The organism is Variovorax boronicumulans NBRC 103145, from assembly GCF_001591345.1.
Classification (GTDB): Bacteria; Pseudomonadota; Gammaproteobacteria; order Burkholderiales; family Burkholderiaceae_C; genus Variovorax; species Variovorax boronicumulans.
In genome coordinates, this window is the sequence record NZ_BCUS01000017.1 from 26,102 (window position 1) to 52,641 (window position 26,540).

The 26,540-nt window shown below is 68.0% G+C and carries 24 protein-coding genes; 11 read left to right on the plus strand and 13 right to left on the minus strand.

What is annotated here, in order from left to right; genetic code table 11:
- Positions 1-8: 8 nt before the first annotated feature.
- The 10 genes from VBO01S_RS07405 to gspG all read right to left on the minus strand — a co-directional run bounded on the left by VBO01S_RS07405 (position 9) and on the right by gspG (position 9,508).
- Entirely contained in the window at positions 9-1,400 is a 1,392-nt protein-coding gene (locus VBO01S_RS07405; protein ID WP_062472610.1) for a GspE/PulE family protein, read from the minus strand.
- A gap of 27 nt (positions 1,401-1,427) precedes the next feature.
- Positions 1,428-3,761 (minus strand): type II secretion system secretin GspD, encoded by a 2,334-nt coding sequence (gene gspD, locus VBO01S_RS07410; protein WP_062472612.1) that lies wholly within the window; start codon positions 3,759-3,761, stop codon positions 1,428-1,430.
- A gap of 7 nt (positions 3,762-3,768) precedes the next feature.
- Positions 3,769-4,572: a type II secretion system protein N gene (gene gspN, locus VBO01S_RS07415; protein ID WP_062472613.1), complete on the minus strand. Its 804-nt coding sequence runs from the start codon at positions 4,570-4,572 to the stop codon at positions 3,769-3,771.
- Between the two features lie 23 nt (positions 4,573-4,595).
- Positions 4,596-5,147: a type II secretion system protein M gene (locus VBO01S_RS07420; protein WP_062472615.1), complete on the minus strand. Its 552-nt coding sequence runs from the start codon at positions 5,145-5,147 to the stop codon at positions 4,596-4,598.
- On the minus strand, positions 5,144-6,355 hold the full coding sequence (gene gspL / locus VBO01S_RS07425; RefSeq protein ID WP_062472617.1) for a type II secretion system protein GspL: 1,212 nt from the start codon (positions 6,353-6,355) through the stop codon (positions 5,144-5,146). The genes VBO01S_RS07420 and gspL overlap by 4 nt, the downstream gene beginning before the upstream one ends.
- Positions 6,356-6,486: 131 nt before the next feature.
- On the minus strand, positions 6,487-7,533 hold the full coding sequence (gspK, locus tag VBO01S_RS07430; RefSeq protein WP_062472619.1) for a type II secretion system minor pseudopilin GspK: 1,047 nt from the start codon (positions 7,531-7,533) through the stop codon (positions 6,487-6,489).
- Positions 7,530-8,210: a PulJ/GspJ family protein gene (locus VBO01S_RS07435; protein WP_062472621.1), complete on the minus strand. Its 681-nt coding sequence runs from the start codon at positions 8,208-8,210 to the stop codon at positions 7,530-7,532. The genes gspK and VBO01S_RS07435 overlap by 4 nt, the downstream gene beginning before the upstream one ends.
- Entirely contained in the window at positions 8,210-8,590 is a 381-nt protein-coding gene (gene gspI / locus VBO01S_RS07440) for a type II secretion system minor pseudopilin GspI (protein ID WP_062472623.1), read from the minus strand. Before gspI ends, VBO01S_RS07435 begins: the two co-directional genes overlap by 1 nt.
- The gene (locus VBO01S_RS07445; RefSeq protein WP_062472625.1) at positions 8,587-9,093 is read right to left on the minus strand and encodes a prepilin-type N-terminal cleavage/methylation domain-containing protein; all 507 of its coding nucleotides are present in this window, start codon (positions 9,091-9,093) and stop codon (positions 8,587-8,589) included. Before VBO01S_RS07445 ends, gspI begins: the two co-directional genes overlap by 4 nt.
- On the minus strand, positions 9,068-9,508 hold the full coding sequence (gene gspG / locus VBO01S_RS07450) for a type II secretion system major pseudopilin GspG (RefSeq protein WP_056573020.1): 441 nt from the start codon (positions 9,506-9,508) through the stop codon (positions 9,068-9,070). Before gspG ends, VBO01S_RS07445 begins: the two co-directional genes overlap by 26 nt.
- A 50-nt stretch (positions 9,509-9,558) precedes the next feature.
- Between gspG and VBO01S_RS07455 the strand changes: the two genes are divergently transcribed.
- Positions 9,559-10,191: a type II secretion system protein N gene (locus VBO01S_RS07455; protein WP_062472627.1), complete on the plus strand. Its 633-nt coding sequence runs from the start codon at positions 9,559-9,561 to the stop codon at positions 10,189-10,191.
- 42 nt (positions 10,192-10,233) lie between these two features.
- Here the strand turns inward: VBO01S_RS07455 and ilvA are convergent, their stop codons facing one another.
- Positions 10,234-11,799 carry a threonine ammonia-lyase, biosynthetic gene (gene ilvA, locus VBO01S_RS07460; protein ID WP_255221075.1) on the minus strand — a complete coding sequence of 522 codons (1,566 nt, stop codon included), beginning with the start codon at positions 11,797-11,799 and terminating at the stop codon, positions 10,234-10,236.
- A gap of 73 nt (positions 11,800-11,872) precedes the next feature.
- Between ilvA and VBO01S_RS07465 the strand changes: the two genes are divergently transcribed.
- Positions 11,873-13,003 (plus strand): site-specific integrase, encoded by a 1,131-nt coding sequence (locus VBO01S_RS07465; protein WP_062472631.1) that lies wholly within the window; start codon positions 11,873-11,875, stop codon positions 13,001-13,003.
- Positions 13,004-13,097: 94 nt separating this feature from the next.
- Here the strand turns inward: VBO01S_RS07465 and VBO01S_RS07470 are convergent, their stop codons facing one another.
- Positions 13,098-14,378: a porin gene (locus VBO01S_RS07470; protein ID WP_062472689.1), complete on the minus strand. Its 1,281-nt coding sequence runs from the start codon at positions 14,376-14,378 to the stop codon at positions 13,098-13,100.
- Positions 14,379-14,650: 272 nt separating this feature from the next.
- Here VBO01S_RS07470 and VBO01S_RS07475 point away from each other — a divergent pair, with 272 nt between their 5' ends.
- On the plus strand, positions 14,651-15,100 hold the full coding sequence (locus VBO01S_RS07475) for an OsmC family protein (RefSeq protein ID WP_062472691.1): 450 nt from the start codon (positions 14,651-14,653) through the stop codon (positions 15,098-15,100).
- Between the two features lie 28 nt (positions 15,101-15,128).
- Here the strand turns inward: VBO01S_RS07475 and coq7 are convergent, their stop codons facing one another.
- Positions 15,129-15,758 carry a 2-polyprenyl-3-methyl-6-methoxy-1,4-benzoquinone monooxygenase gene (gene coq7, locus VBO01S_RS07480; protein ID WP_062472632.1) on the minus strand — a complete coding sequence of 210 codons (630 nt, stop codon included), beginning with the start codon at positions 15,756-15,758 and terminating at the stop codon, positions 15,129-15,131.
- 282 nt (positions 15,759-16,040) lie between these two features.
- On the opposite strand from coq7, the gene VBO01S_RS07485 reads away from it, so the two are divergent.
- The 8 genes from VBO01S_RS07485 to VBO01S_RS07520 all read left to right on the plus strand — a co-directional run bounded on the left by VBO01S_RS07485 (position 16,041) and on the right by VBO01S_RS07520 (position 26,443).
- Entirely contained in the window at positions 16,041-17,285 is a 1,245-nt protein-coding gene (locus VBO01S_RS07485) for a porin (RefSeq protein WP_062472634.1), read from the plus strand.
- A gap of 184 nt (positions 17,286-17,469) precedes the next feature.
- A complete protein-coding gene (locus VBO01S_RS07490) occupies positions 17,470-18,450 on the plus strand; it encodes an ABC transporter permease (RefSeq protein ID WP_056573001.1) in 981 nt (326 codons plus the stop codon).
- A 1-nt stretch (position 18,451) separates the two neighbouring features.
- Positions 18,452-19,726 (plus strand): M20 aminoacylase family protein, encoded by a 1,275-nt coding sequence (locus VBO01S_RS07495; protein ID WP_062472635.1) that lies wholly within the window; start codon positions 18,452-18,454, stop codon positions 19,724-19,726.
- 31 nt (positions 19,727-19,757) lie between these two features.
- Positions 19,758-21,338 carry an ABC transporter substrate-binding protein gene (locus VBO01S_RS07500; protein ID WP_062472636.1) on the plus strand — a complete coding sequence of 527 codons (1,581 nt, stop codon included), beginning with the start codon at positions 19,758-19,760 and terminating at the stop codon, positions 21,336-21,338.
- Positions 21,339-21,442: 104 nt separating this feature from the next.
- A complete protein-coding gene (locus tag VBO01S_RS07505) occupies positions 21,443-22,354 on the plus strand; it encodes an ABC transporter permease (protein ID WP_062472638.1) in 912 nt (303 codons plus the stop codon).
- Between the two features lie 20 nt (positions 22,355-22,374).
- Positions 22,375-23,445 carry an ABC transporter ATP-binding protein gene (locus tag VBO01S_RS07510; RefSeq protein WP_062472640.1) on the plus strand — a complete coding sequence of 357 codons (1,071 nt, stop codon included), beginning with the start codon at positions 22,375-22,377 and terminating at the stop codon, positions 23,443-23,445.
- Positions 23,442-24,482 carry an ABC transporter ATP-binding protein gene (locus tag VBO01S_RS07515; RefSeq protein WP_062472642.1) on the plus strand — a complete coding sequence of 347 codons (1,041 nt, stop codon included), beginning with the start codon at positions 23,442-23,444 and terminating at the stop codon, positions 24,480-24,482. Before VBO01S_RS07510 ends, VBO01S_RS07515 begins: the two co-directional genes overlap by 4 nt.
- Positions 24,479-26,443, plus strand: a complete 1,965-nt coding sequence (locus tag VBO01S_RS07520; RefSeq protein WP_062472644.1) for a glycosyltransferase family 2 protein — start codon at positions 24,479-24,481, stop codon at positions 26,441-26,443. Before VBO01S_RS07515 ends, VBO01S_RS07520 begins: the two co-directional genes overlap by 4 nt.
- Positions 26,444-26,540 lie beyond the last annotated feature (97 nt).

Here is a 26,540-nt window from a genome sequence, read left to right on the forward strand (position 1 = left end):
GCGGGGCGTTACTCGCGGGTGACGCGCAGCAGCTCGGCGCGCGAGGTGATGCCGGCCTGCACCAGCCGTTCGCCGTCTTCGCGCATGGAGCGCAGGCCGCCGCGTGCGCCGGCCTCGAACAGCGCGCTCTCGGCGGCCTTGCCGTGGATGAGGGCCTGCACTTCGTCGTCGGCCACGAGCAGCTCGAAGATGCCGGTGCGGCCCTGGTAGCCGGTCTGGCCGCAGGCCTCGCAGCCCGCGCCGCCGCAGGCCGTGCAGACCTTGCGCACGAGGCGCTGGGCCAGCACGCCGAGCAGCGACGAACTCAGCAGGAAGGGCTCCACGCCCATGTCGGTCAGGCGCGTGACCGCACTCACCGAATCGTTGGTGTGCAGCGTGGCCAGCACGAGGTGGCCGGTGAGCGAGGCCTGGATGGCGATCTGCGCGGTCTCGAAGTCGCGGATCTCGCCGATCATGATCACGTCGGGGTCCTGCCGCAGGATGGCGCGCAGGGCCTTGGCGAAGGTGAGTTCGATCTTGGCGTTGATCTGCGTCTGGCCCACGCCCGGCAGCTCGTACTCGATGGGGTCTTCGACCGTCATGATGTTGCTGCGGCTCGCGTCGAGGCGGGCCAGCGCGGCGTACAGCGTGGTGGTCTTGCCCGAGCCGGTGGGGCCGGTCACGAGGATGATGCCGTGCGGCTGCGCAATGAGCTTTTCGAAGCGCGCCAGAGAGTCGCCCTGCATGCCGACCGATTCGAGCGTGAGCTTCGATTCGCTCTTGTCCAGAAGGCGCAGCACGGCGCGTTCGCCGTGCGCGCTGGGCAGCGTCGACACCCGCACGTCGACCGCGCGCGTGCCGATGCGCAGGCTGATGCGCCCGTCCTGCGGCAGCCGCTTCTCGGAGATGTCGAGGTCGGCCATGATCTTCAGGCGCGAGATGAGCGCGGCGTGCAGTGCGCGGTTGGGCTGCACCACCTCGCGCAGCGTGCCGTCGATGCGAAAGCGCACGGACGAGGTGCGCTCGTAGGGCTCGATGTGGATGTCGCTGGCGCCGTCGCGCGCGGCCTGCGTGAGCAGCGCGTTCAGCATGCGGATGATGGGCGCGTCGCCGGCGCTGGCCAGCAGGTCTTCGACGGCCGGCAGCTCCTGCATCATGCGCGAGAGGTCGGCGTCGTTCTGCACTTCGCTCACCACCGCGGCGGCGCTCGATTCGCCCTGCGCGTAGGCGGCGCTGATGCGCTGCGCGAGCGGGCCGTCGTCGAGCACCTCGAAGGCCTGCACGCCGTACTTGCGGGTCACTTCACCGACGGCGCTGCGTGCCGGGTGGGAAGACATCCACAGCGTGTGGCGGCCGTCGTCCGTGGCTTCGAGCAGCAGTTGCTGGCTGCGTGCGAACGCGTAGGGCAGGGGATAGCGCATGGGGGGCTGGCGTGTGCGAAACGGGGCTCAGGGCAGCTCGCGCGAGCTGGTCGGGTCGGCGGTGGGCGGCAGCGCGCCGCGCAACGGGCTGGGCGCGAGCCGGCGGTTGTCGGTGGCGGGGCGCGGCGGCGGGATGAGCTGCGTGCCTTCCATGCGGGTTTCGCTGGTCTTCTTGCCGCTGTCGCTGCTGTTGAGGCGGTTGATGCGCACCAGCGGCGCTTCGGGCAGCACGGGCGCCGAGTCGACACCGCGCAGCATGATGTTGTCGGTGTTGGGCTGCGTGCGCTGCTGCATGCCGCGGATCTCGTCGTAGCGGTCGTAGGCGAAGGCTTCGGTGGAGGCGCCGTCGCGCATCACGGCGGGGCGCAGGAACATCATGAGGTTGCTCTTGTCGCGCGTGCGCACCTCGTTCTTGAACAGGTTGCCGAGCACCGGGATGTCGCCGGCCACGGGCACCTTCTCGACGGTGTTGCCGTAGTTGTCCGACAGCAGGCCGCCGAGCATCACGAGGCCGCCGTCTTCCACCAGCACGCTGGACTCGATGGAGCGCTTGTTGGTGGTCGGGCCGTTGGGGTCCTTGGCCGTGTTCTGGTCGACCGTGGAGGTCTCCTGGAAGATGGTCATCTTCACGGTGCCGTTCTCGTTGATGGTCGGGCGCACGCGCAGCGTGAGGCCCACGTCCTTGCGCTCCACCGTGGTGAACGGGTTGATGCCGACCGAGCCCGAGGTGCTGGCGTACTGGCCGGTCACGAAGGGCACGTTCTGGCCGATGACGATCTTGGCTTCTTCGTTGTCCAGCGTCAGCAGGTTGGGCGTGGACAGCACGTTGGCGTCGCCGTCGCTGTTGAAGAAGTTGGCGATGGCGCCCAGAATGTACTGGCCGCCGATCTTGCCGGCGATGCCCAGGTTCAGGCCGGTGGAAGGCCGCACGTTGGCGACGTCGCGCGTGGCCAGGGCCTGCGTCAGCGCCAGGATGTTGGCGCTGGCCAGGCTGGAGTTGGTGCCGATGACGGCGTTGTTGCCCAGCGCGCTTTGCCACTGCACGCCGAAGTTGGCGGCCTTCTTGGCGCTGACCTCGACGATGAGCGCCTCGATCATCACCTGCGCGCGGCGGCCGTCGAGCTTGTCGATCACGGCGCGCATCTGGCGGTACTGCGGCTCGGGCGCGGTGATGATCAGCGAGTTGGTGCTCGGGTCGGCCTGGATCTGGCCGCCGGTGGACGGCTGGTTGGCGTTGTTCAGCGGCGCGTTGGCCGCGGCAGAACCGCCGCCCTGGGTGTTGTTTCCGCCGAAGCTGGCCTGCGTCATCGGCATGCTGGCCGGCGGCACCGACGAACCGGCGCTGCCCGCGGCCCCGGGCGCGCCCGGCACCTGCGACTGCTGCTGGCTCGCGGCCATGGCGGCGCGCAGTGTGGCGGCCAGGCGCACCGCATCGGCGTTTTTCAGGTAGACCACGTAGATGTTGCCGGCCGCGCCGTTGCTGCTTTCGGCCGGCGCACGGTCGAGCTTCTCGACCAGCGTGCGCACGAGCTGCGCGCGCGCGGGGTTGGCGGCGCGAAGAATCAGCGAGTTGCTGCGCGGGTCGGCCATCAGCGTGGTGCGGAACGACGCATCGGCACCGCCCGGTGCGGCCGCGCCCGGCGCACCCGCACCGCCGCCTTCGACCAGCCGCGTGACCAGCGGCACCATGTCGGTGGCCACCGAATGCTTGAGCTGGATGACCTCGATGTCGGACGCGTTGGGCACGTCGAGCGACGCGATGATGCGCGCCAGCCGGCGCATGTTGTCGGCGTAGTCGGTGATCACGAGCGAGTTGTTGCCCGGGTTCACGTTGATGGTGTTGTTCGGCGGGATCAGCGGGCGCAGCACCGGCAGCAGGCTGTTGGCCGACTCGTAGTTCAGGCGGAAGATCTGCGTGACGATCTGGTTGCCCGCGGCCGCGCTGGCGCCGCTGATCGTGGTGTTGACGGTGCTGGTCTGCAGCTTGGCGTCGGCCTCGGGCACCACCTTGTACAGGCCGTCGGCTTCCACCACCGCGAAGCCCTGCAGGCGCAGCGCGGCGGCAAACTGGTTGAAGGCGGCGGCCGGCGCCAGCGGGCGGTCGGTGACCAGGTTCATGGTGCCCTTGACGCGCGGATCGACCACCACGTCGCGCCCGGTGACCACGGCCATGGTGCGGGCCACGGCCTCGATGTCGGCGGCGGCAAAGTTCAGCGTGATCGGTTCGCCGCGCCGCGGGGCGTCGCCGGTCTGCGCGTAGGCGGGCGGCAGCACCGGCACGAACGACGCCGCGATCAGCAGGCGTACCGCGAGCGCGACGAGGCCGGGGCGGGCGCCGGACGAGGACAGAGGCTTCTTCATGGTCGGATCAACCCAGGGTGATGATCGAGCGCGCACCGTCGCGCCGCCCGATGATGTTCAACAAATTGGAAAGTGCGTCTTCGCGGCCCGGTGCCGCGCTGGCTTCGCCGTTGAAGCGCAACGCGGTGCCGCTCCAGTCGCCGCTGCCGTTCAGTTCGAGGCTGCCTTCGCGCGTGCTCAGCAGCAGCGTGGGACGCGTGCCGCCTTCGAGCGACAGGCGGTAGCTGCCCATCGGCCGCAAGGTCGACAGGGCGGACGACACATCGGTGGCGTCGAGCGTGGCCTGGCCTTCGATGCGCAATGCGGGGCCGTCCCACTGCATGGCGAAAGCGCGGGTGTTGAGGTCGAGCGCGCCTTCGAGCTTGAGCGTGTTCCAGGGCGCGCCCAGGCCGGTGAGCAGCGTGGCGGGCCAGCGCGAGCGGGCGTCCTGCCAGGTGAGTTGCAGGCCGTTGGCGCGCGGGCTGGCCTGCAGGCCGAGGGGCTGCGCCGCGCAGCAGGACAGATCGAGGCGTGCCGAGAGGCCGCGCCAGTTCGGCCACATGCGCCAGTTCAGCAGGCCGGGCAGCGAGACGGCCTGCGTGCCGCCGGCGCCGCTGGCGAACACGACGGCAGCGGTGCCGTTCCAGACCGTGCCGCGCGGGTTGACCAGCAGCAGGCGGCCTTGTGTCCAGCCCGAGAGCGCCGAGGCGAGCCAGCGCGCCGGTGCGAACAGCACAACCGCGACCAGCATGCCGGTGGCGGCGCCGAGCACGGCCCAGCGCCAGCTGCCGCGGCGCGGCTGGAGGTCGGGGACCGGGGGACGTCTCGCCATGCCGTGTGGTGCGTGGGGCTGCTTCAGCGCGGGGCGGGCAGCGCCATCACGAGCGTGCCGTCCCAGCGGGGTTGCGGAGGTTGGTCAGGCGTGGCGGGCGCGGGCTTGGCGCCTGGCGGCGGCGGTGCGATGGGCGCGCGCGTCAGGTGCACTTCGCGCGGCACGGCGTGGGCATTGCCGCGCGCCTGTGCGAGCCATTGCGCCAGGTTCTGGGCGGGCGCGCCGCGCAACGTGACGGTGGCGGCGCCATCGCCACCGGCCGTCATGAGCTGGGCGTTCGTGACGCCCAGGCCGTCGCGCACCGAGCTTTCGAGTGCGCGCAGGGCGTCGTCGCGCGCCAGGCGCGGTTGCGACTGCAGCGCCTTCGCGCGGTTCTGCAAGGTGGCCATCTGCTGGAGCTGGGCGTCGAGTCGTGCGTGTTCGGCCGGGGCCGCGGCCAGCGTGCGCAGCGCGGGGGCGAGCGCGATCCACCAGAGCAAGGCCAGTGCCACCAGCGCGACGGCGCCGATGACGAGGCGGCGCTCGCGCATCCCGAGGACGGCCCAGCGGGCCTTGAGTTGTTCGCTGAAGTTCATCGGTTGGCCTCGGCCTGCACCAGCAGCAGGTCGCCTTCGGTGCGCACCTGGTAGCCGCGCGGCGACAGCGCGGCGGTGATCTGCGTGACCTCCTGCGGCTGCAGCCCGAGGCCGCGCAGGCGCAGCTGGCCGGCGCTGAAGTCGATGGCGCTCGGCGAGCGCCCGGGCGGCAGGGCGGTGGCGATGGCGCCGACCATGGGTTCGAAATCGCTCGGTGCCACGTCGCCCACGGCCTGCTGCAGCGCGGCGACCTCGCGGCCCATCTGCAGCGGCGCGTCGACCACGATCTTCACCGAGGGAAAGGTCTGCGTCAGGATGGCGCGCGTGGCCTGGCGCTTGGACTCGAGCGCGTTGCGCTCCTTCCAGGCCCAGGCGTTCAGGCCGATCAATTGCGTCAGCAAAAGCACCGCGACGCCCCAGCGTGCGGCGCGCCATTCGGGCGCGAAGCGCAGGGTTTGAAGCACCGAGGCGAACTTCTTGCCGGCGCGCGCGCGGCCCGTCACGGCGAGGTCGAACTGCGCGAGCTCCCAGGGCGTGCGCGTGGCGTGCAACCAGCGCTGCGGCGCCTGCACGATCGGCACGCGGCGCTGCAGCAGGTGCTCGGCGGCTTCGGCGACGGCGGGTTCGGTGGTGATGACGGCGGTGTCCAGCGGCAGGCCGTTCGACAGGGCCAGGCCCGCGCCGGCCAGCGGCAGCGAGACCACGCCGTCGCCGTCGCAGACCGTGAGCTGCGGCGCCTCGGGCTCGCCCGTGACCTGCAGCAGCGGCGGCGCGTCGGCCGGCTGCGGCGTGAATTCGGGAACGATGCGCACGACGCGCCGGCCGGCGGCTTCGAGCCCCTGCACGACGCTGCGCAGCCAGATGCGGTTGCAGGCCGCGACCCACACCGGCTCGCCGGCCTTGGCGTCGGGCGCGAGCGCGAAGTGCAGGGCTTCCGGGTCGTCGAGCAGGTGCTCTTCGAGCAGGCCGTCGAGCACGGCGCGCAGCTTCGAGGTGCTGCCCATGCTGCCCTTGGGCAGCGTGACGCGGTGCCACGACAGCGCCGAGGACGGAATGCCGAGTGTGACCTCGGGGCCCGACGGCAGCAGCGTCAGCAGCGCGCGGCCCTGGTCGCGCAGGGCGATGCCGTCCTCACCGGCCTGGGCCCAGTCGTACTCGCCCGCGGCATCGGCCGGAGGGAGGGGGGCAAGGAGCAGCAGCGGGGTCATGTCGGGGGGTGTCGGAAAAGCCGGTGATTGTAGGAGGGTGGCTTACAAGTTGTTGCTATTGTTTGAATAGCATATCTTGCAGAGACTACGTGCGTTTGACGGTGTTTTGATCAGAGAAAAGCAAACCGGCCTCAGGGTTTTGCCGGGGGCATGGTGGCGCCCGCGCCACGGGTGCGCCAGACGGTGGTCACGGCCAGGCCCTTGCGGAAGAGCAGCGAGTGTTCCTCGACCCAGGTGCGGTCCAGCCGCAGCCGGCCGTACACCTCGAAATACTGGGTGCCCACACCGTGCTGGGCCGCATTGAAGCGCGAGCCGCCGCTGGGCAGGCCGGCGTTGGCTTCCTCGATGTTCTTGAAGAAGGAGCGGGTGCGCCGCTCCACCAGCTGGCGCGCGCTGGCGATGCCCAGCGATTCGACGCTCGCGCTGATGGCCTCGGCGCTGGCCGTGTTGAGGTTGAGCGTGGTGCGCTCCGGCAGGATCGTCACGTAGGGCTCGAGCGCGGCGGCGGTGGCGGGCGAGAGGCCGAGCCACACCAGCTGCGCGACCTCCTGCGGCATCAGCGGGGCGCCGCCGGTGTCGGCGCTGGCATCGCCACCGCCGCTGCTGCCGCCACCGCCGCTACCGCCTGAGGCGGCGTCGGTGCTGCCGGTGTGCAGCGCGCTCGCGAGCCGCGCGGTCATCTGGGTCAGCTCGCCCGCCGGCAGGCCGAGCAGGTTGAAGAGGCGCGTGAAGGTGGCAACGCTGGCCGGCACCGGCTTGCCGGCGTCCACCAGCGACAGCACGTTGAGCTTGGACTGCGCATCAATGATGCGGCCCGACAGGAAGGCGTCGGGCAGGCCTTCGAGGTTGTCGCTGGCCACGTTCTTCTCGGCCGACAGGAAGCTGGTGAGGCGGGCTTCCTCGAGCGGCACGGCCCATGGCTCGCCGAGGTGGTCGGGGCCGCCGGCACGGCCGTCTTCGCCGAGGATCAGGCGCGACCAGTCGAGCGCGCCGATCAGCACCCAGGCCGCCTGCACGCGCGCGCGCTCAGCGCCTTCGACCTCGGCCGAGCGCCACTGCTGCCAGAGCGCGGCGGCGGAAAAGGTGGCGACCAGCATCACGGTCAGCATGGCGGCGAGCAGTGCGGCGCCGCGCTGGCGGCGTGTGCTTGCCACGCGATGGCGTTGCGGCGCTGTCATGAGCGCGGCCCCCCGAGCGTCGGGCGCACCCAGTCGCGCGTGAGCGTGCCCGAGAGCCCGTCGCCGGGCGGCAGGGTCAACACCAGCCGCACGCCGTCGGGCATGGCGATGAGCGCGCCGGCCGGGTTGGACGGGTTCGCCGCCGCCACGGGCAGCGGCTCCGCCGGCACCCAGGCGTTGTTGCGGAAGTACGCGAGCTGCCAGCTGTTGACCGGCATCAGCGCCACGTCGGTGGCGCCGCCGGTGGGCGCGGCGCCATCTTGGGCCCACGCCGCCGCGAGGTTCCAGGCCTGCACCCATTCGCCGCGCGTGGCGAAGGGCGCCGACTGCCAGCGCCGCCAGCGCGTGCCGTCGGCGCCGGGGCGCAGCGTCCAGGCGACGACCTGCACGGTCGGCGTGCTGGTGTCGCTGCCGCGGCGCGTCATGCGCAGCACGCGGCCGTCCCAGTCGATCGGGCGGGTCTGCGCGAGCAGGGTGATGGCGTCGAGGTCGGCGCTCCACTGCGCGAGCGTGGCCTGCAGCGTGAGCACCGCGTCGGCGCGCAGCTGGTTCTGCGTGGTGGCGCGCGACATGCTGTCCAGACCGCGCCAGCTCACCAGCGCGAGCAGCGCCATCACCGCGATGGCGACCAGCAGCTCGATCAACGTGAAGCCGCGTGCGCGCGAAGGCTTCGTCATCAGACGCGCCCCACCACGGTCGACACGCGCAGCAGCGGTGCACTGCCTTCGTCGCGCACCTGCACGTCGACGCGCCGGAAATTCGGGTTGAGCGTGGGCACGGTCGTGGTCGTCACCAGGAAGGTGAGGCCGGCCTGCAGGCAGATGGAGCCCGAGTCGCCGATGGCCGGCATCTGCCGCGACAGGCGCGCCTTGGCGAGTTCGTTTTCGGCGCACAGGCCGGCCAGCACGAGGTCGGACTGGCGCTGCGCATTGCGCGTGAGCGACATCGTGGCCTGCGAGCCCGCCGCGAGCGCGAGCGCGACGATGCCCAGCGCGATCAGCACCTCGACCAGCGTGAAGCCATGGCCGGAGCCGGCGCGCCGCAGCCGTTGCGTCATGGCACGGCGAACACGGTGAAGGGCCGCAGCCCGTCGGTCGCGACGCGCAGCACGCGCGCGGGCGGACCGTCGCTGTGCAGCATGACCTGTTGCGCCGGAATGATGGGGTCGGGCCCGAGCTGCAGCGCCGCCACCGGCGTGTCGCCGCCCAGCAGGGGCTGGGCCGTGATGCCTGCGTGGGTCCAGCCGGTGGGCAGTGCGCCGGCGGGCAGGCCGTCGAAGACGAAGCCGCCGCCTTCGACCAGGCGCCAGCGCACCATGACGCCGCTGGCGCGCGACTGGGCACGGGCCGATTCGAGCAGGGCGGCGAGGCGATCGGCCTCACGGTCGAGCGCGGCGGCGTTGGTGTCGCGCATCGCGAAGCTCACGCTGGCGGTCGCGATGGCGATGATCGCGATCACCACGATCAGCTCCAGCAGCGTGAAGCCGCGCGCTGCGCGAGGCGGTGGCAGCACCACGCGGCCGGGGGCGATGCGCTTACTGCCAGCTGCCGATGTCGGCATTCTTGCCCTCGCCGCCGCTCTGTCCGTCGGCGCCGAAGGAGAGCACGTCGATTTCGCCCTTGATGCCGGGGTTCATGTACTGGTACGGATGGCCCCAGGGGTCGTTGGGCAGTTTCTCGACGTAGGGCTTCCAGTTGGGCGCGGCCGGGCCCGCGGTGGGGCGGGTCAGCAGCGACTGCAGGCCCTGCTCGGCGGTCGGGTAGCGCTGGTTGTCGAGGCGGTAGAGCTTGAGCGCCTGCATCAGGTTGTTGATGTCGGTGCGGGCGGCGGTGACGCGGGCGTCGTCGGCGCGCTCGATCACGTTCGGCACGATCAGCGCAGCGAGCACGCCGATGATGACAAGCACCACCATGAGTTCGATCAGCGTGAAGCCGCGTTGTGCGGTGCGGGAGACGGAACGAAGGAGTTTGTTCATAGCTTGCGGGGACATGAGGCGGTAAGCGCGCTGCATGATAATCCGCGGCCATGACAAGTCCTTACTCCGCAGCCCGCTGGCATGCCCCACTTGCAACGACGGGGCTTTGGGCGTTGGCCGCGGGCGCCGCGGTGTTCTGGGCGCTGCGGCTGGCCTCGCCGGCCGACGCCGTGGCCGCTGCGGCCACGATGCCGCGCGCACCGGTCGCGGCCGATGCCGAGGCGGTGGCCCGGTTGCTGGGCGTGGTCACGGTGACGTCGAACGCCCCCGTGGCGCCGGAGGCTGCGAGCCGCTTCGCGCTGTCGGGCGTGGTGGCCGACCCGTCGAACCAGGGGGCGGCGCTGATCTCCATCGACGGCAAGCCGCCGCGGCCGTTCCGCGTCGGCTCGAAGGTCGGCGAGAGCTATGTGTTGCAGTCGGTGGGCGTGCACGCGGCGACGCTCGGTGCCCAGCGCGATGGGCCGGCGGCGTTCACGCTGCAGCTGCCGGTGCGTGCGCCGCTGAGCATGGGGCTTCCGACGCCGCCTGCCGGTTTGCCCACGGTGTCGCCGGCTGTGCCTGCAGGCCCGTTGCCGGCCACGATGCCGACGATGGCGATGCCGCCGCCGCCGCAGCAGCAACTTCCCGCAACAGCGGGCGCTGCGATGGAGCCGCCGCCCCAGGCGCAGACCCCCGCGCAGTAAGCGCAGCGGTCTCTTTCTTTCTCTTCTCTTCCCTTCTTTTCTTCAGGCCTGGAGGAACAGGCGGTAGGCCGGGTTGGCCGTTTCCTCGACGCAGGGATAGCCCAGCGTTTCGAGGAAGCTGTCGAAGGCCGCCGACTCTTCGGCCGGCACCTGCAGGCCCACGAGGATGCGCCCGTAGTCGGCGCCCTGGTTGCGGTAGTGGAACAGGCTGATGTTCCAGTTCGGCCGCATCAGGCTCAGGAACTTGAGCAGCGCACCGGGACGCTCGGGGAACACGAAACGCAGCAGGCGCTCGTCGTGCGCCAGCCCCGTGCGGCCGCCCACCAGGTGGCGCAGGTGCTCCTTGGCGAGTTCGTCGTGCGTGAGGTCGAGCGCGTCGAAGCCGTGTTCGATGAAGACCTTCGCGATGGTGGCCGACTCGCCACGCGCCGAGGTCGTGAGGCCGACGAACACGTGGGCCTTGGCGGCATCGCTGATGCGGTAGTTGAACTCGGTCACGTTGCGCGGCGCGCCGCCGGCCGGCAGCTGGCTGATGAGTTCGCAAAAGCGACGGAAGCTGCCGCGCTCTTCGGGGATGGTCACGGCGAACAGCGCTTCGCGTTCCTCGCCGACCTCGGCCCGCTCGGCCACGAAGCGCAGCCGGTCGAAGTTCATGTTCGCGCCGCACAGGATCGCTGCGTAGGTCTCGCCCTGGCGGCCATGCTCGGCGGCGTACTGCTTGATGGCCGCCACGGCCAGCGCACCGGCCGGCTCGACGATGCTGCGCGTGTCGACGAACACGTCCTTGATGGCGGCACACACGGCATCGGTGTCGACCGAGATGTAGCCGTCGACCAGGTTCTGCGCGATGCGGAAGGTTTCCTCGCCGACCAGCTTGACGGCCGTGCCGTCGGAGAACAGGCCGACGTCGGGCAGGTTCACGCGCTGGTGCGCGGCGACCGATTGCATCATCGCGTCGGAGTCGTTCATCTGGACGCCGATCACCTTGATCTCGGGTCGCACGGCCTTGATGTAGTTGGCCACGCCGGAGATGAGGCCGCCGCCGCCGATCGCCACGAACACCGCGTCGAGCGGACCCTGGTGCTGGCGCAGGATTTCCATCGCGATGGTGCCCTGGCCCGCGATGACGTCGGGGTCGTCGAAGGGATGGACGAAGGTCAGGTTCTGCTGCGTCTGCAATTCGAGCGCATGCAGGTAGGCGTCGGAATAGCTGTCGCCGTGCAGCACGATCTCGCCGCCGAAACCACGCACTGCATCGATCTTCAATTGCGGCGTGGTCACGGGCATCACGATCACCGCGCGCGTGCCGAGCTTGCGCGCACCGAGCGCAACGCCTTGCGCGTGATTGCCGGCCGATGCGCAAATCACACCGCTCGCCAATTGCGCTTTGCTCAGGTGTGCCATCTTGTTATAGGCGCCACGCAGTTTGAAACTGAATACGGGTTGCTGGTCCTCGCGCTTGAGCAACACGGTATTGCCGAGCCGCTCGCTGAGCGAGCGCGCCTTCTCCAGAGCGGACTCGACGGCCACGTCGTAGACCCGCGCATTGAGGATTTTTCTGAGATAGTCGGCGGGCGTTAACGCCGCAGTAACGGGTGCATTGCGCAAGATCTTTTCCAGGGAGTTTTCATTTGCTAACCATCAATCATAAGAGGCATCGGTATTGCATGCGGGGAATGGCATGGACACAAATGTCATAAACCTATTCCGCAAGGCTCCTGCTGCAAATGATTCCGGTTTTTTTGCGCGCACCTATCCCGCGATTCATACGCCCGCTAATTCGCTAACAGTTGGGCAGAATTTGTTATCAGTTTCTGTCAGTGACCTTTCGAAGGGACTGATGCAGGCCGAGGCCGCGCGCGTGCAACGCGGCGAAATCGGACGGCCCACATGGCAGGTCATGGGCAACAGATTGCGCGCGCACATCGTTCCGTTGCTGGGCGATGTGCCGGTGGCTGTGTTCACGACCGCGGACGTGCAGCGCCTGATCGATCACCTCGGCGGACAAGGCTTTACGAGCACGACGATCGCGCAGTACCTCGTGTTGCTGCGCAAGGTGGTCATGCATGGCGTGCACGTTGGTGCATTGCGCGAGGCCCCCGTGTTTCCGAAGGTCAAGGTGCGCAGTCAACCGCGCGGCAGCTTCAGCGTGGCGGAGTACCGTGCGCTGATCGCGGCGGCGCGCAGCTTGCGCGGCCATTCGCACCCGGTGCTGGATCGGCTGACGGCCGGCGAACGTTTCTGGATTGCTCGTGAGTTGCTCGTCATGCCCGACGAGCTGCCGTGGCTGATCCGCTGGATGGTCAACACCTTCGTGCGCCCCGGCGACATCAAGCTCATGAAGCACAAGCACATCGAGGTGGTGCGAGGCAAGCATGTCTACCTGCGGATGAACCTGCCGGAGACCAAGCGGCACAGCCAGCCCATCGTGAGCCTGCGACCTGCCGTTCGTGTCTATGAATGTCTGCTCGCGTACCGCGAGACGCATGGCTTCAGTGGGGCGGAAGACTACATCTTCATGCCGCACTTGAAGAACCGCGAGCACGCGCTGGCGGTTCTCAATTTCTTCTTTCACTGGGTGCTCGAAAAGACCGGTCTCGAGAAAGGACCGCTGGGTCAGTCGAGGACGCTGTACTGCTTGCGCCATACGGCCATCACGTTGCGGCTCTTGTATGGACAGGGGATCGACATGCTGACGCTTGCGCGCAACGCGCGAACGAGCGTCAACATGGTCGAGCGTTTCTACGCATCGGTGCTGAGCGGAGAAATGAATGTGGGGCTGCTGCAGAGCAGGCGTGGCCGGATGAATTGAGGAAGGACAAAAAACCGCCCGGCTTGAACCGGGCGGCTTGAGCGTTTGCAGATTCAAACTGGCGTGGGCCAGCATGTGAATCGACAGTGAACGATCAGAAGGCGTGACGGATGCCGAAGTCGTAGCCCGTCGAGGTCTTCGGCGTGAAGCCGTTGCCGGTGCCTTGGAAGCTCGGGCCGCCGACGGTCAGCGATGCGCCGTTCTTGTTGCTCACGCGGGCAACGGTGGCGTACAGGGCCGTGCGCTTCGACAGGTTGTGCACGTAGCCGATGGCCAGCTTGTTGGCCTTCTTGTCGGCGGGCAGCACTTCCCACGGGTTGCGGGCAACCAGGTTCTCGTCGTACTTGACGCTCGAGTATGAAGCGCGGATCAGGCCAGCACCGACCGGCACGGTCACGCCCAGCAGGTAGCCGGTCAGGTCGATGTCCGGACGGCCGCCGAGGTACGGTTCGACTTCGTAGTCAACCTTGTTCTTGGCGCGCGACAGTTCACCGAACAGCTTCACGGGACCGAAGTCGTACGAAGCGCCCAGGTTCAGCGTGTTGACCTTGGTGGTCGTGCCGACGTAGAACTGATCGCCGACGGTGCTGCTGCCGTAAGCCAGTGCAACATCCAGGGGGCCGTTGGCGTAGCCGAAGCGGCCGCCGACATAGCGACCGGTGCGCGAGGCGTTTTCCGTGAGGGGCGTTGCGGTGCCGGGGCTGTACTTGGTCTTCTCGTGGAAGCCGTACATCACCTGGCCGTAGAAACCACCCAGGTTCGGCGGCAGGAAGTAGCCGATGCTGTTGCCGGCGCGAACGTAGTTGCTGCCACCAGCATCGGGGAGCTGCGGAACGTTCTTGAGGGCATCGGGAAGCTTCTTGCCGTCGGCATAGCCGGTGAAGCCGCCGAATGCGCCATTGGCTGTGTTGACCAGGTTGGAGCCGACGCCATTGGTGCCGAACGGGTCGAACACGGTGTCGTTCCAGAACGTCGGGGTGTAGTCGCGGCCGAGGCGGACTTCACCGAACCCGCCCGACAGGCTCACGGTCGAACGGCGCGTGAATGTCGAGACGCCCGTCTGTCCATCGTCGTTGCTGATCGGGGCTTCGAGCCAGAAGCTGGCGGCCAGGCCACCACCGAGGTCTTCCGTGCCACGGAAGCCCAGACGGCTGGAGTTGTAGCCCGAGTGGGCCAGTTCACGGCGGCTCGCCTTGATGCTGCCGCGGTTCAGGTAGAACGGGTTGTAGATGGGGAAGCCGAGCCGGTCGTACGTGACGCCGTTGCCCAGGTCACGCGAGGTGGACGAGTAGCCGCTGATCGACGCGTCGACCACACCAAACAGCGTGACGGACGACTGAGCCGAGGCAACACCGGCAACAGCCAGGGCAGCCAGAGCAGCTGCCCTTTCGCGGTGGACGGCTAGAGTGGCGCGGCCATCGGGGCGCACAAAGAAAAAAGCCCCGAGTCTTGCGACTCGGGGCTAAATCCACCAATTGGAAGGGTGGAGGAGACAACTGGGTGCGCACCATGAAGTGCGCAGCAATGAAATAGAGTATACCCACCCTTTGTTGCGATGCAACAAGCAGGCGATGCTTTTCCCACACACAAGTTGATGTTTGGTGCGCATTTTTCCGCACGAATTCATCCCAATTGGAGCTGAACACCATGGAATGCACAGTAAGTTGGACCGGTGACGCAGGCACCCGATCGGCCATGGGCTTCGTGGCCGAGACCGGCAGCGGCCATGTCCTGATGATGGACGGTGCCCCGGATGCGGCTAAGCCCGAGAACGGCGGCCAGAACCTGGCGGCGCGGCCGATGGAAACCGTGCTCGCGGGCACGGGCGGTTGCACCGCCTACGACGTGGTGCTCATATTGAAGAGAGGGCGCCATCGCGTCGAGCGCTGCAGCGTCAAGCTGACCAGCGAGCGCGCCGAGAAGGATCCCAAGGTCTTCACGAAGATCCACATGCACTTCACCGTGGCGGGCAAGGGCATTCCGGCCACCGCCGTGGAGCGGGCGATCGCTCTCAGCCACGAAACCTACTGCTCCGCCAGCATCATGTTGGCGAAGACGGCGGAAATCACGACCAGCTTCGATCTGATCGAGACCTGAAACCCCCGTTGGATGGCGACCGAAGGCCCTAGATTCGGTGGGCGACGGTCGTCATGACCCGCGATGCCAGGCGCATCAGGGCCTTGGCCGGGGCCGGCAGTTCCGCGGCGCCCGCGTCGACGGCCTGCGTGGCGTGGAGGGCTTCGTCGATCTTCATTTGCTCGACCACGGCGCGGGACGCGTGATCGGTCGACGGCAGGCGGTCCAGGTGGCTTTCGAGGTGCGCTTCCACCTGGCGCTCGGTCTCGGCGACGAAGCCGAGGCTCAAGGGATCGCCCAGGCGTCCGGCAATCAGGCCGAGACCGAAGGCGCCTGCATACCAGAGTGGGTTCAGGAGGGACGGGCGGGCGCCCAGGTCGTCCAGCCGCTGCCGGGTCCACGCCAGGTGATCGGTTTCCTCATGCGCGGCTTCCAGGAAGTGCGCGCGCAACGCCGGGTCCCGCGCCACGGCGGCCTGGGCGGTGTACAGCGCCTGTGCGCAGACTTCGCCGACATGGTTCACGCGCATGAGCGCACCGGCTTCGCGGCGCTCCGATTCGCTCAATTCACCTTGCGGCTGGATCGCGGGCGGAAGCGCCCGGGTGGCGTGAGATCGGGCAAAAAGCGTGCGCAAAGCCGCATCGGCGGCAGTCAGGGCGGGGTCGAGCAGGGCGGTCATGGGTCTATTTGACCGCACCTGTCCGGCGATGCAAGGACGGCACATTTCGTTTCATATCGTGGCAAAACCAACCGTCTAAGTCCTTTGTTGCACGACTGCAACGAAACACGCGGGGCTTCCAAGATTTAGGGCGATTTGTTTTGCCCTGCCGCAGCGGCTCTGGTGCAATAGCATCAACTTCCCAAAAGGAGGTTGGCCCGGGGTCCGGTGGGAGCACAAAAGTGCCAGTCACGGTGAGCCCTTCGCACCGGAGCCCTATGTTTAACCTTGGAGAAACTTGCAATGAAAAAATCTCTAGTTGCTCTGGCTGCCCTGGCTGTTGCCGGTGTTGCCTCGGCTCAGTCGTCCGTCACGCTGTTTGGTGTGGTCGACGCGTCGATCAGCGGCTACTCGTCCACCTCGCGTGACCTGAACGGTGCCACCTTCCTGAACCCGTTCTACCTGAACAAGGGCAGCGTCAAGGCAAGCCGTCGCGAACTGGCTAACTCGGGCTACAACTCCAGCCGTCTGGGCTTCCGTGGTACGGAAGACCTGGGTGGTGGCCTGGCAGCCAGCTTCTGGCTCGAAGCCCCGATCAAGAACGACGACGGTTCGGAAGGTGTTGCCACCTTCGCCCGCCGCTCGACCGTGAGCCTGTCTGGCGGTTTCGGTGAAATCCGTCTGGGTCGTGACTACACCCCGACGTTCTGGAACGACACCGTGTTCGATCCGTTCGGCACCAACGGCGTTGGCACCAACCTGATCTCGACGGCCAACGGCAGCTTCGGCGCCTTCGGTTCGCCCGCAGCTTCGGTCGGTTCGTTCACCAACGTTGGCACGAGCAACTACGTCCGCGCTAGCAACACCATCGGCTACTTCCTGCCGCCGAACCTGGGTGGTTTCTACGGTCAAGTGCAGTACGGCTTCGCTGAGAAGACCAAGTACAGCCCTGGCCTGGCAACGCCTGATGTGGCTAACAGCCAGCGTCAAGGTCGTTACGTCGGCGGCCGCTTCGGCTACGCCAACGGCCCCCTGGACGTTGCGCTGGCTTATGGCAGCAGCACCGTGGGTGACCAGTTCTACGTCGGCACGACCACCAAGGTCAACACGCTGAACCTGGGCGCTTCGTACGACTTCGGTCCCGTGAAGCTGTTCGGTGAACTGTCGCGCGCCAAGAACAAGGTTGACTACGAAGTCACCCCGTTCGCCGGTGGCCGTCCTGACATCGACCTGACCGGTTACCTGCTCGGCGTGACCGTGCCGGTCGGTGCTGGCCTGATCCGCGCTTCGTACTCGAGCGTCAAGTACGACTACAACCAGCCCGCAGTGCTGTTCCAGCCCGCAGTTGCTGACCCGAAGGCCAACAAGCTGGCTATCGGCTACGTGCACAACCTGTCGAAGCGCACGGCTCTGTACGCTACCGTTGCTCGCGTGAGCAACAAGAACGGTGCAGCTCTGACCGTCGGCGGCCCGGCTTTCGTGACCACGGGTGGCTTCACCCCGAAGACCTCGACCGGCTACGACTTCGGTATCCGTCACGCTTTCTAATTTGATGCTGGCGTAAGCCAGCTTCGAATCGAAAGACTGAAAGCCACCCGGCGCAAGCCGGGTGGCTTTTTCTTTTGGCGCGCGCCTGTTCTCACTCGTAAAAATTGCGCCTCCACCCCCGGGGAACCCCCGTGCGGGCACGCTGTTTGCACTGCTAGCATGCCGCGATCACTCTTGTTGCTGAATGACTGCCTTTGTACTGCGCCGCCTGATCCAGGCCGTGATCGTGATGATCGCGGTTGCGTTCATTGCCTTCCTCCTCTTTCAATATGTCGGCGACCCGGTCGTGTTCCTGTTGGGACAAGACGCCAAGCCCGACCAGATCCGTGAAATGCGCGCCGCATTGGGGCTCGACCGACCCTTCTTCGTGCAGTTCTGGCATTTCCTCGTCAATGCCGCACAAGGCGAGTTCGGACTGAGCCTGCGCCAGGGCGCCAAGGTGTCGCGCCTGATCGGCGAGCGCTTTCCGGCCACGCTCGAACTGGCCCTCGTGGCCGCGGCCCTGGCCCTGTTCGTCGGCATTCCGATGGGCGTCTACACCGCCCTGCGCCGCGGCACCTTCATGAGCCAGGTGTTCATGACCGTGTCGCTGCTCGGCGTGTCGCTGCCCACCTTCCTGATCGGCATCCTGCTGATCCTCGTCTTCGCCGTGACGCTGGGCTGGTTCCCGAGCTTCGGGCGCGGCGACACCGTGCAGTTCGGCTGGTGGACCAGCGGGCTGTTCAAGGCCGACGGATGGCACCACATCATCCTGCCGGCGGTGACGCTGGCGATCTTCCAGCTCACGCTGATCATGCGGCTGGTGCGCGCCGAGATGCTCGAGGTGCTGCGCACCGACTACATCAAGTTCGCGCGTGCACGGGGCCTGTCGAACCGCGCGATCCATTTCGGCCATGCGCTCAAGAACACGCTGGTGCCGGTCATGACCATCACGGGCCTGCAGCTCGGCGGCCTGATTGCCTTCGCGATCATCACGGAGTCGGTGTTCCAGTGGCCCGGCATGGGGCTGCTCTTCATCCAGGCCGTGACCTTCGCGGACATTCCCGTGATGGCCGCCTACCTGTGCCTGATCGCGCTGATCTTCGTGGTGATCAACCTCGTGGTCGACCTGCTGTACTTCGTGGTCGATCCGCGGCTGCGCGTGGGCAAGGCGGGAGGCCATTGAGGTGAGTGCCGCAACCGCCGCCGCAACGCCGCGCCTGCAGGCCTCCGGCCGGGCCTTCGCGCACATCGCCAGCTTCTACCCCGAGATCACGGCCTTCCGCCGCGACCTGCACGCCCACCCCGAGCTCGGCTTCGAAGAGGTGTACACGGCGGGCCGCGTGCGCGAAGCACTGCGGGCTTGCGGCGTGGACGAGATCCACGAGGGCATCGGCAAGACCGGCGTGGTCGGCGTCATCCGCGGCAAGTCGACGGCCAGCGGCCGCATGATCGGCCTGCGCGCCGACATGGACGCGCTGCCCATGCGCGAGGACAACGACTTCGGCTGGCGCTCCGCCAACGACGGCCTGATGCACGGCTGCGGCCACGACGGCCACACCGCCATGCTCGTCGGCGCCGCGCGCTACCTGGCCGAGACGCGCGACTTCGACGGCACCGCCGTGCTGATCTTCCAGCCGGGCGAAGAAGGCCTTGCCGGCGCGCGCGTGATGATCGAGGACGGCCTGTTCGACCGCTTCCCGGTGAACGCCGTCTACGCCATGCACAACTGGCCCGCGATGCCGGCCGGCACCGTCGGCATCAACCGCGGCGCGATGATGGCCGCGGCCGACCGCGTGACGATCGAGATCAAGGGCAAGGGCGGCCATGGCGCGCATGCCTACCAGACCATCGATCCCGTCGTGGTGGCTGCGCACATCATCACTGCGGCGCAGACCATCGTGTCGCGCAGCGTGCGTCCCATCGACGCGGCCGTCGTCAGCATCTGCGCCGTGCAGGCCGGCGACCTCGGCGCGATGAGCGTGATCCCGGGCGAGGCCACGCTGGTCGGCACCGTGCGCACCTTCAGCGCACGCGTGCAGGCGCAGGTCGAGCAGCGACTGAGCGAGCTGTGCACGGCCATTGCCACCGGCTTTGGCGCGACCGCGACGATCAAGTACGAACGCATCTACCCGGCCACGATCAACACCGCGCCCGAAGCGATGTTCGCGGCCGACGTGGCGCAGGCGCTGGTCGGCGCGAAGAACGTCGATCGCAACCTGGAGCCCAGCATGGGCGCCGAAGATTTTTCCTTCATGCTGCAGAAGAAGGCCGGTGCCTACCTGCGCATCGGCCAGGACGCCCGCAGCGGCGCCTTCCTGCACAACAGCCGCTACGACTTCAACGACGAGATCCTGCCGCTGGGCGCCGCTTTGCATGCGGGCCTGATCGAGCAGGGCATGCCGCTGGCTGCTACCCGCAGCCTGCAGCCAGGGAAAGCCGCCGCCACCGCGGCGCCGTGATGTGTTCGATTTCAACCCGAGGAGTGTTCCCATGAGTTTCAAGAAGCAAGCGGCTGCGGTCGCTGTCCTGTGCGCTCTGAGCGCCGTCAGCATGGTCGCCAGCGCGCAGACCATCCGCATCGCGAACCAGGGCGATGCCCTGTCGCTCGACCCGCACTCGCTCAACGAGTCGCTGCAACTGAGCGTCACCGCCAACGTCTATGAAACTCTCGTGGGCCGCAACAAGGACCTGAGCCTGGCACCGCTGCTGGCCACGAGCTGGAAGCAGACCTCGCCGAACGTGTGGCGCTTCGAGCTGCGCAAGGGCGTGGTGTTCCACGACGGCACGCCGTTCAGCGCCGACGATGTCGTGTTCAGCTTCGCGCGCGCGCAGGGCGACGGCTCCGACATGAAGGCCACGCTCAGCGAGATCAAGGCCGTGCGCAAGGTCGGCGACCTCGCCGTCGAAATCGAAACCAACGGCCCGTTCCCGATCCTGCCCGACGTGATCTCGCTCACCATGATCATGAGCAAGAAGTGGTGCGAGGAAAACCAGGCCACCAAGCCCGTCGACCGCCGCAAGGGCATCGAGAACACCGCCTCGTTCAAGGCCAACGGCACCGGCCCGTTCCGCGTGCGCGAGCGCCAGCCCAACGTGCGCACGGTGTTCACGCGCAACGGTACCTACTGGGGCAAGATCGACGGCAACGCGCAGGAGATCGTGTTCACGCCCATCGCCAACCCCGCGACCCGCGTGGCCGCGCTGGTCTCCGGCGAAGTCGACGTGATGGAGCCCGTGCCCGTGCAGGACATCGCGCGCATCAACGCCGCGCCCAACGCCCGCGTCATCACCGGCCCCGAGATGCGCACCATCTTCCTGGGCATGGACCAGAAGCGCGACGAGCTGCAGTACTCGAACGTGAAGGGCAAGAACCCGTTCAAGGACAAGCGCGTGCGCCAGGCCTTCTACCAGGCCATCGACATCGCCGGCATCCAGCGCACCGTGATGCGCGGCGCCTCCAAGCCCACCGCGCTGCTCGTCGGCCCGGGCATCAATGGCTGGACCGCCGACCAGGACAAGCGCTTGCCTTTCGACGTCGATGCCGCCAAGAAGCTGCTGACCGAAGCCGGCTACCCCAACGGCTTCGAAGTCTCGATGAACTGCCCGAACGATCGCTACGTCAACGACGGCCAGATCTGCCAGAGCGTGGCCGCCAACCTGGCCAAGATCGGCGTCAAGATCAACCTCGTGGCCGAGACCAAGGGCACCTACTTCCCGAAGATCCTGCGTCGCGACACCAGCTTCTACATGCTGGGCTGGACCCCGACCACCTACGACTCGCACAACGCGCTGAGCTCGCTCACCTCGTGTCCCGACGACAAGGGCACGGGCCAGTTCAACCTGGGCGCCTACTGCAACCCGAAGCTGGACGAGCTGACCAAGAAGATCCAGTCCGAGTCGGACAAGGCCAAGCGCAACGAGATGATCAAGGAAGCCTTCAAGGTCCACACCGACGACATCGGCCACCTGCCGCTGCATCAGCAGTCGCTGGCCTGGGGCGTGAGCAAGAAGGTCGAGCTGGTGCAACTGGCCGACAACTTCATGTACTTCAAGTGGATGAGCATCAAGTAAGTCGACCGTGGGCCGCTGCCTGAGCGGCCCGACCATGGGCCCGCTTCTTGCGGGCCCATTCTTTTTTGCCTCACGATGAAAAATAACCCCCACGCGGCCCGGCGATGAAAAAAACCCTTGCTCGCTGGCTCGACAGCGATGTCGGCTACAGCTTCCGCACCTCGCCGGTGGCGATTGCCGCCGCCGTCATTGCGCTGGTGTGCGTCTTCTGTTCGGTGTTCGCCGGATGGGTGTCGCCGCACAACCCCTTCGACCTCGCCACCCTCGAACTCGGCGACGCCCGCCTGCCGCCGGCGTGGAGCGCTGAAGGCTCCACCAAATACATCCTCGGCACCGACGACCAGGGCCGCGACATTCTTTCGGCCGTGATCTACGGCGCCCGCATCTCGCTGATCGTCGGCGTGGTGTCGGTGGTGCTGTCGGTGGCCGTCGGCGTGGTGCTCGGCCTGCTGGCCGGCTTCTTCGGCGGCTGGCTCGACTCCTTCCTCATGCGCGTGTGCGACGTGATGCTGTCGTTCCCGCCCATCCTCGTCGCGCTGCTCATCGCCGGCGTCGGCCGCGCGCTCTTTCCGGGCGCGCACGAGTCGCTGGCCTTCGGCGTGCTGATCATCTCGATCTCGCTCACGGGCTGGGTGCAGTACGCGCGCACCGTGCGCGGCTCCACGCTGGTGGAGCGCAACAAGGAATACGTGCAGGCCGCGCGCGTCACCGGCGTTGCGCCGCTGCGCATCATGCTGCGCCACGTGCTGCCCAACGTGATGGGGCCGGTGATGGTGCTGGCCACCATCCAGGTCGCGACCGCGATCATCACCGAGGCCACGCTCTCGTTCCTGGGCGTCGGCGTGCCGCCGACCTCGCCTTCGCTGGGCACGCTCATCAGCATCGGCAACCAGTACCTGTTCTCGGGTGAATGGTGGATCACGGTGTTCCCGGGCCTGATGCTGGTGCTCATCGCACTCAGCGTGAACCTGCTCGGCGACTGGCTGCGCGACGCGCTCAATCCGCGCTTGCGCTGAACAGAAAAGGAGAACGCCTCATGACGCTGCTCCAGGTCAAAGACCTCGTCGTCGAATTTCCGAACCGCCGTGGCACGCTGCGCGCGCTCGACCGCATTTCCTTCGACATCGCGCCCGGTGAAATTCTCGGCGTGGTGGGTGAGTCGGGTGCGGGCAAGTCGCTCACCGGCGCGGCCATCATCGGCCTGCTCGAGCCGCCGGGCCGCGTGGCCGGCGGCGAAATCCTGCTCGAGGGCCAGCGCATCGACAACCTCGGTTTCGATGCGATGCGCCCCATCCGCGGCCGCAAGATCGGCGCGATCTTTCAAGATCCGCTGACCTCGCTGAACCCGCTGTACACGGTGGGCCGCCAGCTCATCGAGACCATCCGCACCCACCTGCCCGTGACCGAGTCGGAAGCGCGCAAGCGCGCCATCGGCCTGCTGCAGGACACCGGCATTCCCGCCGCCGAACAGCGCATCGACCACTTTCCGCACCAGTTTTCGGGCGGCATGCGCCAGCGCGTGGTGATTGCCCTGGCGCTCGCGGCCGAGCCCAAGCTCATCGTGGCCGACGAGCCGACCACCGCGCTCGACGTGTCGATCCAGGCGCAGATCATCCAGCTGCTCAAGCAGGTCTGCAAGGAACGCGGTGCGGCGGTGATGCTCATCACGCACGACATGGGCGTGATCGCCGAGACCTGCGACCGCGTGGCCGTGATGTATGCGGGCCGCATCGCCGAGATCGGCCCGGTGCACGAGGTGATCCACCAGCCCGCGCACCCCTACACCTCGGGCCTGATGGCGTCGATCCCCGACATGACCAGCGACCGTGAACGGCTCAACCAGATCGACGGCGCCATGCCGCGGCTCAATGCCATCCCGACCGGCTGCGCCTACAACCCGCGCTGCCCGCGCACCTTCGCACGCTGCCTGACCGAACGGCCCGAGCTGATGCATGCGGGCGCCACGCGCGCCTCCTGCTGGCTGCACGACGCCGCCGACCCGCACGCGGGCCAGGCCGAGATTGCCGCGCAGCACCACGACGCCCTGGCGGCCGGCGAGCGCGCCACGCCCGAGGCGGCCGAACCCCTGGCAGAGGTGACCCGATGAGCGCCGCGATCGAACCCCGCAAGGACGCCGCAGCGGCAAAGACCGGCGAGCCGCTCGTGGTCGCGCACGACCTCGCACGCACCTTCGACGTGTCGCCGCCCTGGCTCAACCGCGTGCTCGAACGCAAGCCGCGCGTGCTGCTGCATGCTGTGGACGGTGTGAGCTTTTCCATCGAGCGCGGCAAGACGCTCGCACTGGTCGGCGAATCGGGCTGCGGCAAGAGCACCGTGGCGCGCCTTCTGGTGGGCCTGTATGCGCCCACGCGCGGCGGCCTGCAGTTCGACGGGCAGGACGCGCACGCCGCGTTCAAGACGCCTGAAGGCCGTCAGCTGCGCCGCCGCATCCAGATGATCTTCCAGGACCCCTACGCGAGCCTCAACCCGCGCTGGATCGTCGAGGACATCATCGGCGAGCCGCTGCGCGAGCACGGCATCCTGAGCGACAAGGACGCGCTTCGCCAGCGCGTGGGCGAGCTGCTGCAGTCGGTCGGCCTTTCGCCGCTGGACATGAGCAAGTACCCGCACCAGTTCTCGGGCGGCCAGCGCCAGCGCATCTCCATCGCGCGCGCGCTCGCCACGCAGCCCGAGTTCCTGGTGTGCGACGAACCCACCTCGGCGCTCGACGTGAGCGTGCAGGCGCAGGTGCTCAACATCATGAAGGACCTGCAGCGCGAGCAGGGCCTGACCTACCTCTTCATCTCGCACAACCTCGCGGTGGTGCGTCACGTGGCCGACCAGGTCGGCGTGATGTACCTGGGCCGGCTGGTCGAGGTGGCGGACAAGCAGAAGCTCTTCGCCGAGCCGCAGCATCCGTACACCCGCATGCTGCTCGACGCGATCCCGCAGATGAAGCACACCGGTCGCGCACGCACGCCGGTGCAAGGCGAAGTGCCGAACCCGCTGAACCCGCCGACCGGTTGCGCCTTTCATCCGCGCTGCCCGCATGCGAATGCGCGCTGCTCGACCGAGCGGCCGCAGCTGCTGAGCCTGAAGGGTGTGCAGGTGGCTTGCCACGCGGTGGAGGAAGGCCGCTTGTGAGTGAAGGCGGCAGCCCGCAGGGCTGGCCGACGGACTTTCCGTACCGGCCGCACCTGCGCTTCTGCTCGCTGGGCAACGAGAATGTGCGGGAGGTGATGGAGGGCTTTCGCCTCGCCTGCGAACGCCTCGGCTACACCACAAGCATTGCGCCGGGGCCGGGTGTCGACAACGAGGACATCAACCTCTTCTTCTTCGCGATGGGCCTGAGCCTGCCCTCGGACGACGAGTTGCCGCCGAACGCGATCGTCGTCAACTTCGAGCCGGCCCTGCCCGCGTTGCTCGCGGAGATGCCCGGCTACCAACGGCTGCTGCAGCGCGCCCATGTGTGGGAGTACAGCCTCGAGAACATGGTGCACCACCCGGCGCTGGGCATCCATCGGTCGGATTACGTGGGGCCGGGCTTCGAGCCGCTGGCCACGCCGCTGCTGCCGGCGTCCGCGGTGCTGGACGACGCGCAGCAGGACATCGACGTCATCTTCTTCGGCGAGACGACGCCCCGGCGGCTGCAGGTGCTGGAGGCATTGACTGCCGCCGGACTGCGGGTGGCCTCCCCCTTCGGCACCGCCTGGACACCGGCGCAGCGCGACGCCTTGCTGCCGCGCGCCAAGGTCGGGCTGAACATGCGCAAGGCCGATCACTCCAGCACCGTCGAGTTGCCGCGCCTGTCGATCCTGCTGCGGCATCGCAAGGCCGTGGTGTCGGAGCTGTATCCCCATTCCGAGATTCCGCAGGTGCTGCGCGACGCGGTCGAAGGGTGTACGAAGGACGAGCTGGTCGACCGCGTGCGCGCGCTGGTGGCCGATGCGCCGCGGCGGCGTGCGCTGGAAATCGCCGGGCCGCGGGCGCTGCAGTCCTTGCCGCCGCAGCATGAGGTGCTGGCGGGTGCGATGCAGCGCTACCTTGCGGGGGCCCGACAGCGATGGGTGGCCCAACAGGCACTGAGCACGGCTGAGCCCGCCGCGCAGGTGTCCGTCCTGATGGTGACGCGAGACGGCGAAGCCGATGTCGCGGAGGCCCTGACATCGATCGCCGAGCAAGGCCTCGCACCGCACCAGATCATCGTGGTGGACGACGGCTCCACCGATGCCACCGTCGACGTGGTTCGCGCGCGCATGGCCGCCGACCCTCGGCTGGCCGAACTGCTGCTGTTGCAGGCGCCCGTCCCGATGGGCTGGGCAGCGGCCGCGCAATGGGGGTTGATGCAGGCGCGCGGCGACGCGCTGGCGCTGTGGTCGCCGACCGTGCGCTGTGCGCCCGAGCGCCTGCAGGTGCAGTCCGCGTTCCTGCGGGCGTCGCCGGAGATCGGCGCGGTCGGTGCCTGGTACACCCGCGATGGCGAAGCGGAGCCGCCGCCGATGCAGCGCCTGCCGGAGATGCACGACCAGATCCTGGCCGCGCTGTTGGCGCATCTGCCGCACGAACAACCGCTGTTGATGGGCGGCCTGATGCTGTCGTTGCCGCGCATCCAGCAACGCGGGCTCGGCTTCGACGCCACGCTCGGCCGGTTCGCATGGCTCGGCCTGCTGCTGGAACTGGTGCGCGGCGGTGTGCGGCTCGCCAACCTCGGCATGAGTCTGAGCCGACTGACGCGCCGCCACGCCACGGGCCTCACGGAAACCGATGTGACGGCGCTGACCCGTGTGCGAGAGCGTCTGCTGCCCCTGGTCTTCCCCGAAGTGCCGTTCGCCGATGCGCAGCGGCTGGCCCGGCTCTATGGCCAGCAATGGGCGCCCGATGCCGACGATGCCACGGCGCTGCTGCGCGACATGGCGGGCGCCTGCGAGCGGCAGGGCGACGTCCACGCGACCACCGTGCTGCGCGGAGAGAGCCTGCGCGTGCTGGCGGTGTATGCGGAGAACGGGCGACTGGCGCCGGGCTACCTCGACACGCTGATGCGCGAGCCCTTGCTGCGCGATTTCCTGGCGCCGCTGGGCGAGCGCCTGCGTGCATTCGTGCCGTGAACCATGGCCCTTGCGCCGGGCGGTGTGCGTAAACGCACTTTCCCTGCCGTCACTCTGTTGCACAGTCCCGGGTTGGCCCCGAATCCACACCCCCCTG

Coding starts and splice junctions, on each gene's coding strand:
- VBO01S_RS07405 (WP_062472610.1), bottom strand. CDS start 1,400: ATGCGCTATCCCCTGCCCTACGCGTTCGCACGCAGCCAGCAACTGCTG.
- gspD (WP_062472612.1), bottom strand. CDS start 3,761: ATGAAGAAGCCTCTGTCCTCGTCCGGCGCCCGCCCCGGCCTCGTCGCG.
- gspN (WP_062472613.1), bottom strand. CDS start 4,572: ATGGCGAGACGTCCCCCGGTCCCCGACCTCCAGCCGCGCCGCGGCAGC.
- VBO01S_RS07420 (WP_062472615.1), bottom strand. CDS start 5,147: ATGAACTTCAGCGAACAACTCAAGGCCCGCTGGGCCGTCCTCGGGATG.
- gspL (WP_062472617.1), bottom strand. CDS start 6,355: ATGACCCCGCTGCTGCTCCTTGCCCCCCTCCCTCCGGCCGATGCCGCG.
- gspK (WP_062472619.1), bottom strand. CDS start 7,533: ATGACAGCGCCGCAACGCCATCGCGTGGCAAGCACACGCCGCCAGCGC.
- VBO01S_RS07435 (WP_062472621.1), bottom strand. CDS start 8,210: ATGACGAAGCCTTCGCGCGCACGCGGCTTCACGTTGATCGAGCTGCTG.
- gspI (WP_062472623.1), bottom strand. CDS start 8,590: ATGACGCAACGGCTGCGGCGCGCCGGCTCCGGCCATGGCTTCACGCTG.
- VBO01S_RS07445 (WP_062472625.1), bottom strand. CDS start 9,093: ATGCCGACATCGGCAGCTGGCAGTAAGCGCATCGCCCCCGGCCGCGTG.
- gspG (WP_056573020.1), bottom strand. CDS start 9,508: ATGAACAAACTCCTTCGTTCCGTCTCCCGCACCGCACAACGCGGCTTC.
- VBO01S_RS07455 (WP_062472627.1), top strand. CDS start 9,559: ATGACAAGTCCTTACTCCGCAGCCCGCTGGCATGCCCCACTTGCAACG.
- VBO01S_RS07465 (WP_062472631.1), top strand. CDS start 11,873: ATGGACACAAATGTCATAAACCTATTCCGCAAGGCTCCTGCTGCAAAT.
- VBO01S_RS07475 (WP_062472691.1), top strand. CDS start 14,651: ATGGAATGCACAGTAAGTTGGACCGGTGACGCAGGCACCCGATCGGCC.
- coq7 (WP_062472632.1), bottom strand. CDS start 15,758: ATGACCGCCCTGCTCGACCCCGCCCTGACTGCCGCCGATGCGGCTTTG.
- VBO01S_RS07485 (WP_062472634.1), top strand. CDS start 16,041: ATGAAAAAATCTCTAGTTGCTCTGGCTGCCCTGGCTGTTGCCGGTGTT.
- VBO01S_RS07490 (WP_056573001.1), top strand. CDS start 17,470: ATGACTGCCTTTGTACTGCGCCGCCTGATCCAGGCCGTGATCGTGATG.
- VBO01S_RS07500 (WP_062472636.1), top strand. CDS start 19,758: ATGAGTTTCAAGAAGCAAGCGGCTGCGGTCGCTGTCCTGTGCGCTCTG.
- VBO01S_RS07505 (WP_062472638.1), top strand. CDS start 21,443: ATGAAAAAAACCCTTGCTCGCTGGCTCGACAGCGATGTCGGCTACAGC.
- VBO01S_RS07510 (WP_062472640.1), top strand. CDS start 22,375: ATGACGCTGCTCCAGGTCAAAGACCTCGTCGTCGAATTTCCGAACCGC.
- VBO01S_RS07515 (WP_062472642.1), top strand. CDS start 23,442: ATGAGCGCCGCGATCGAACCCCGCAAGGACGCCGCAGCGGCAAAGACC.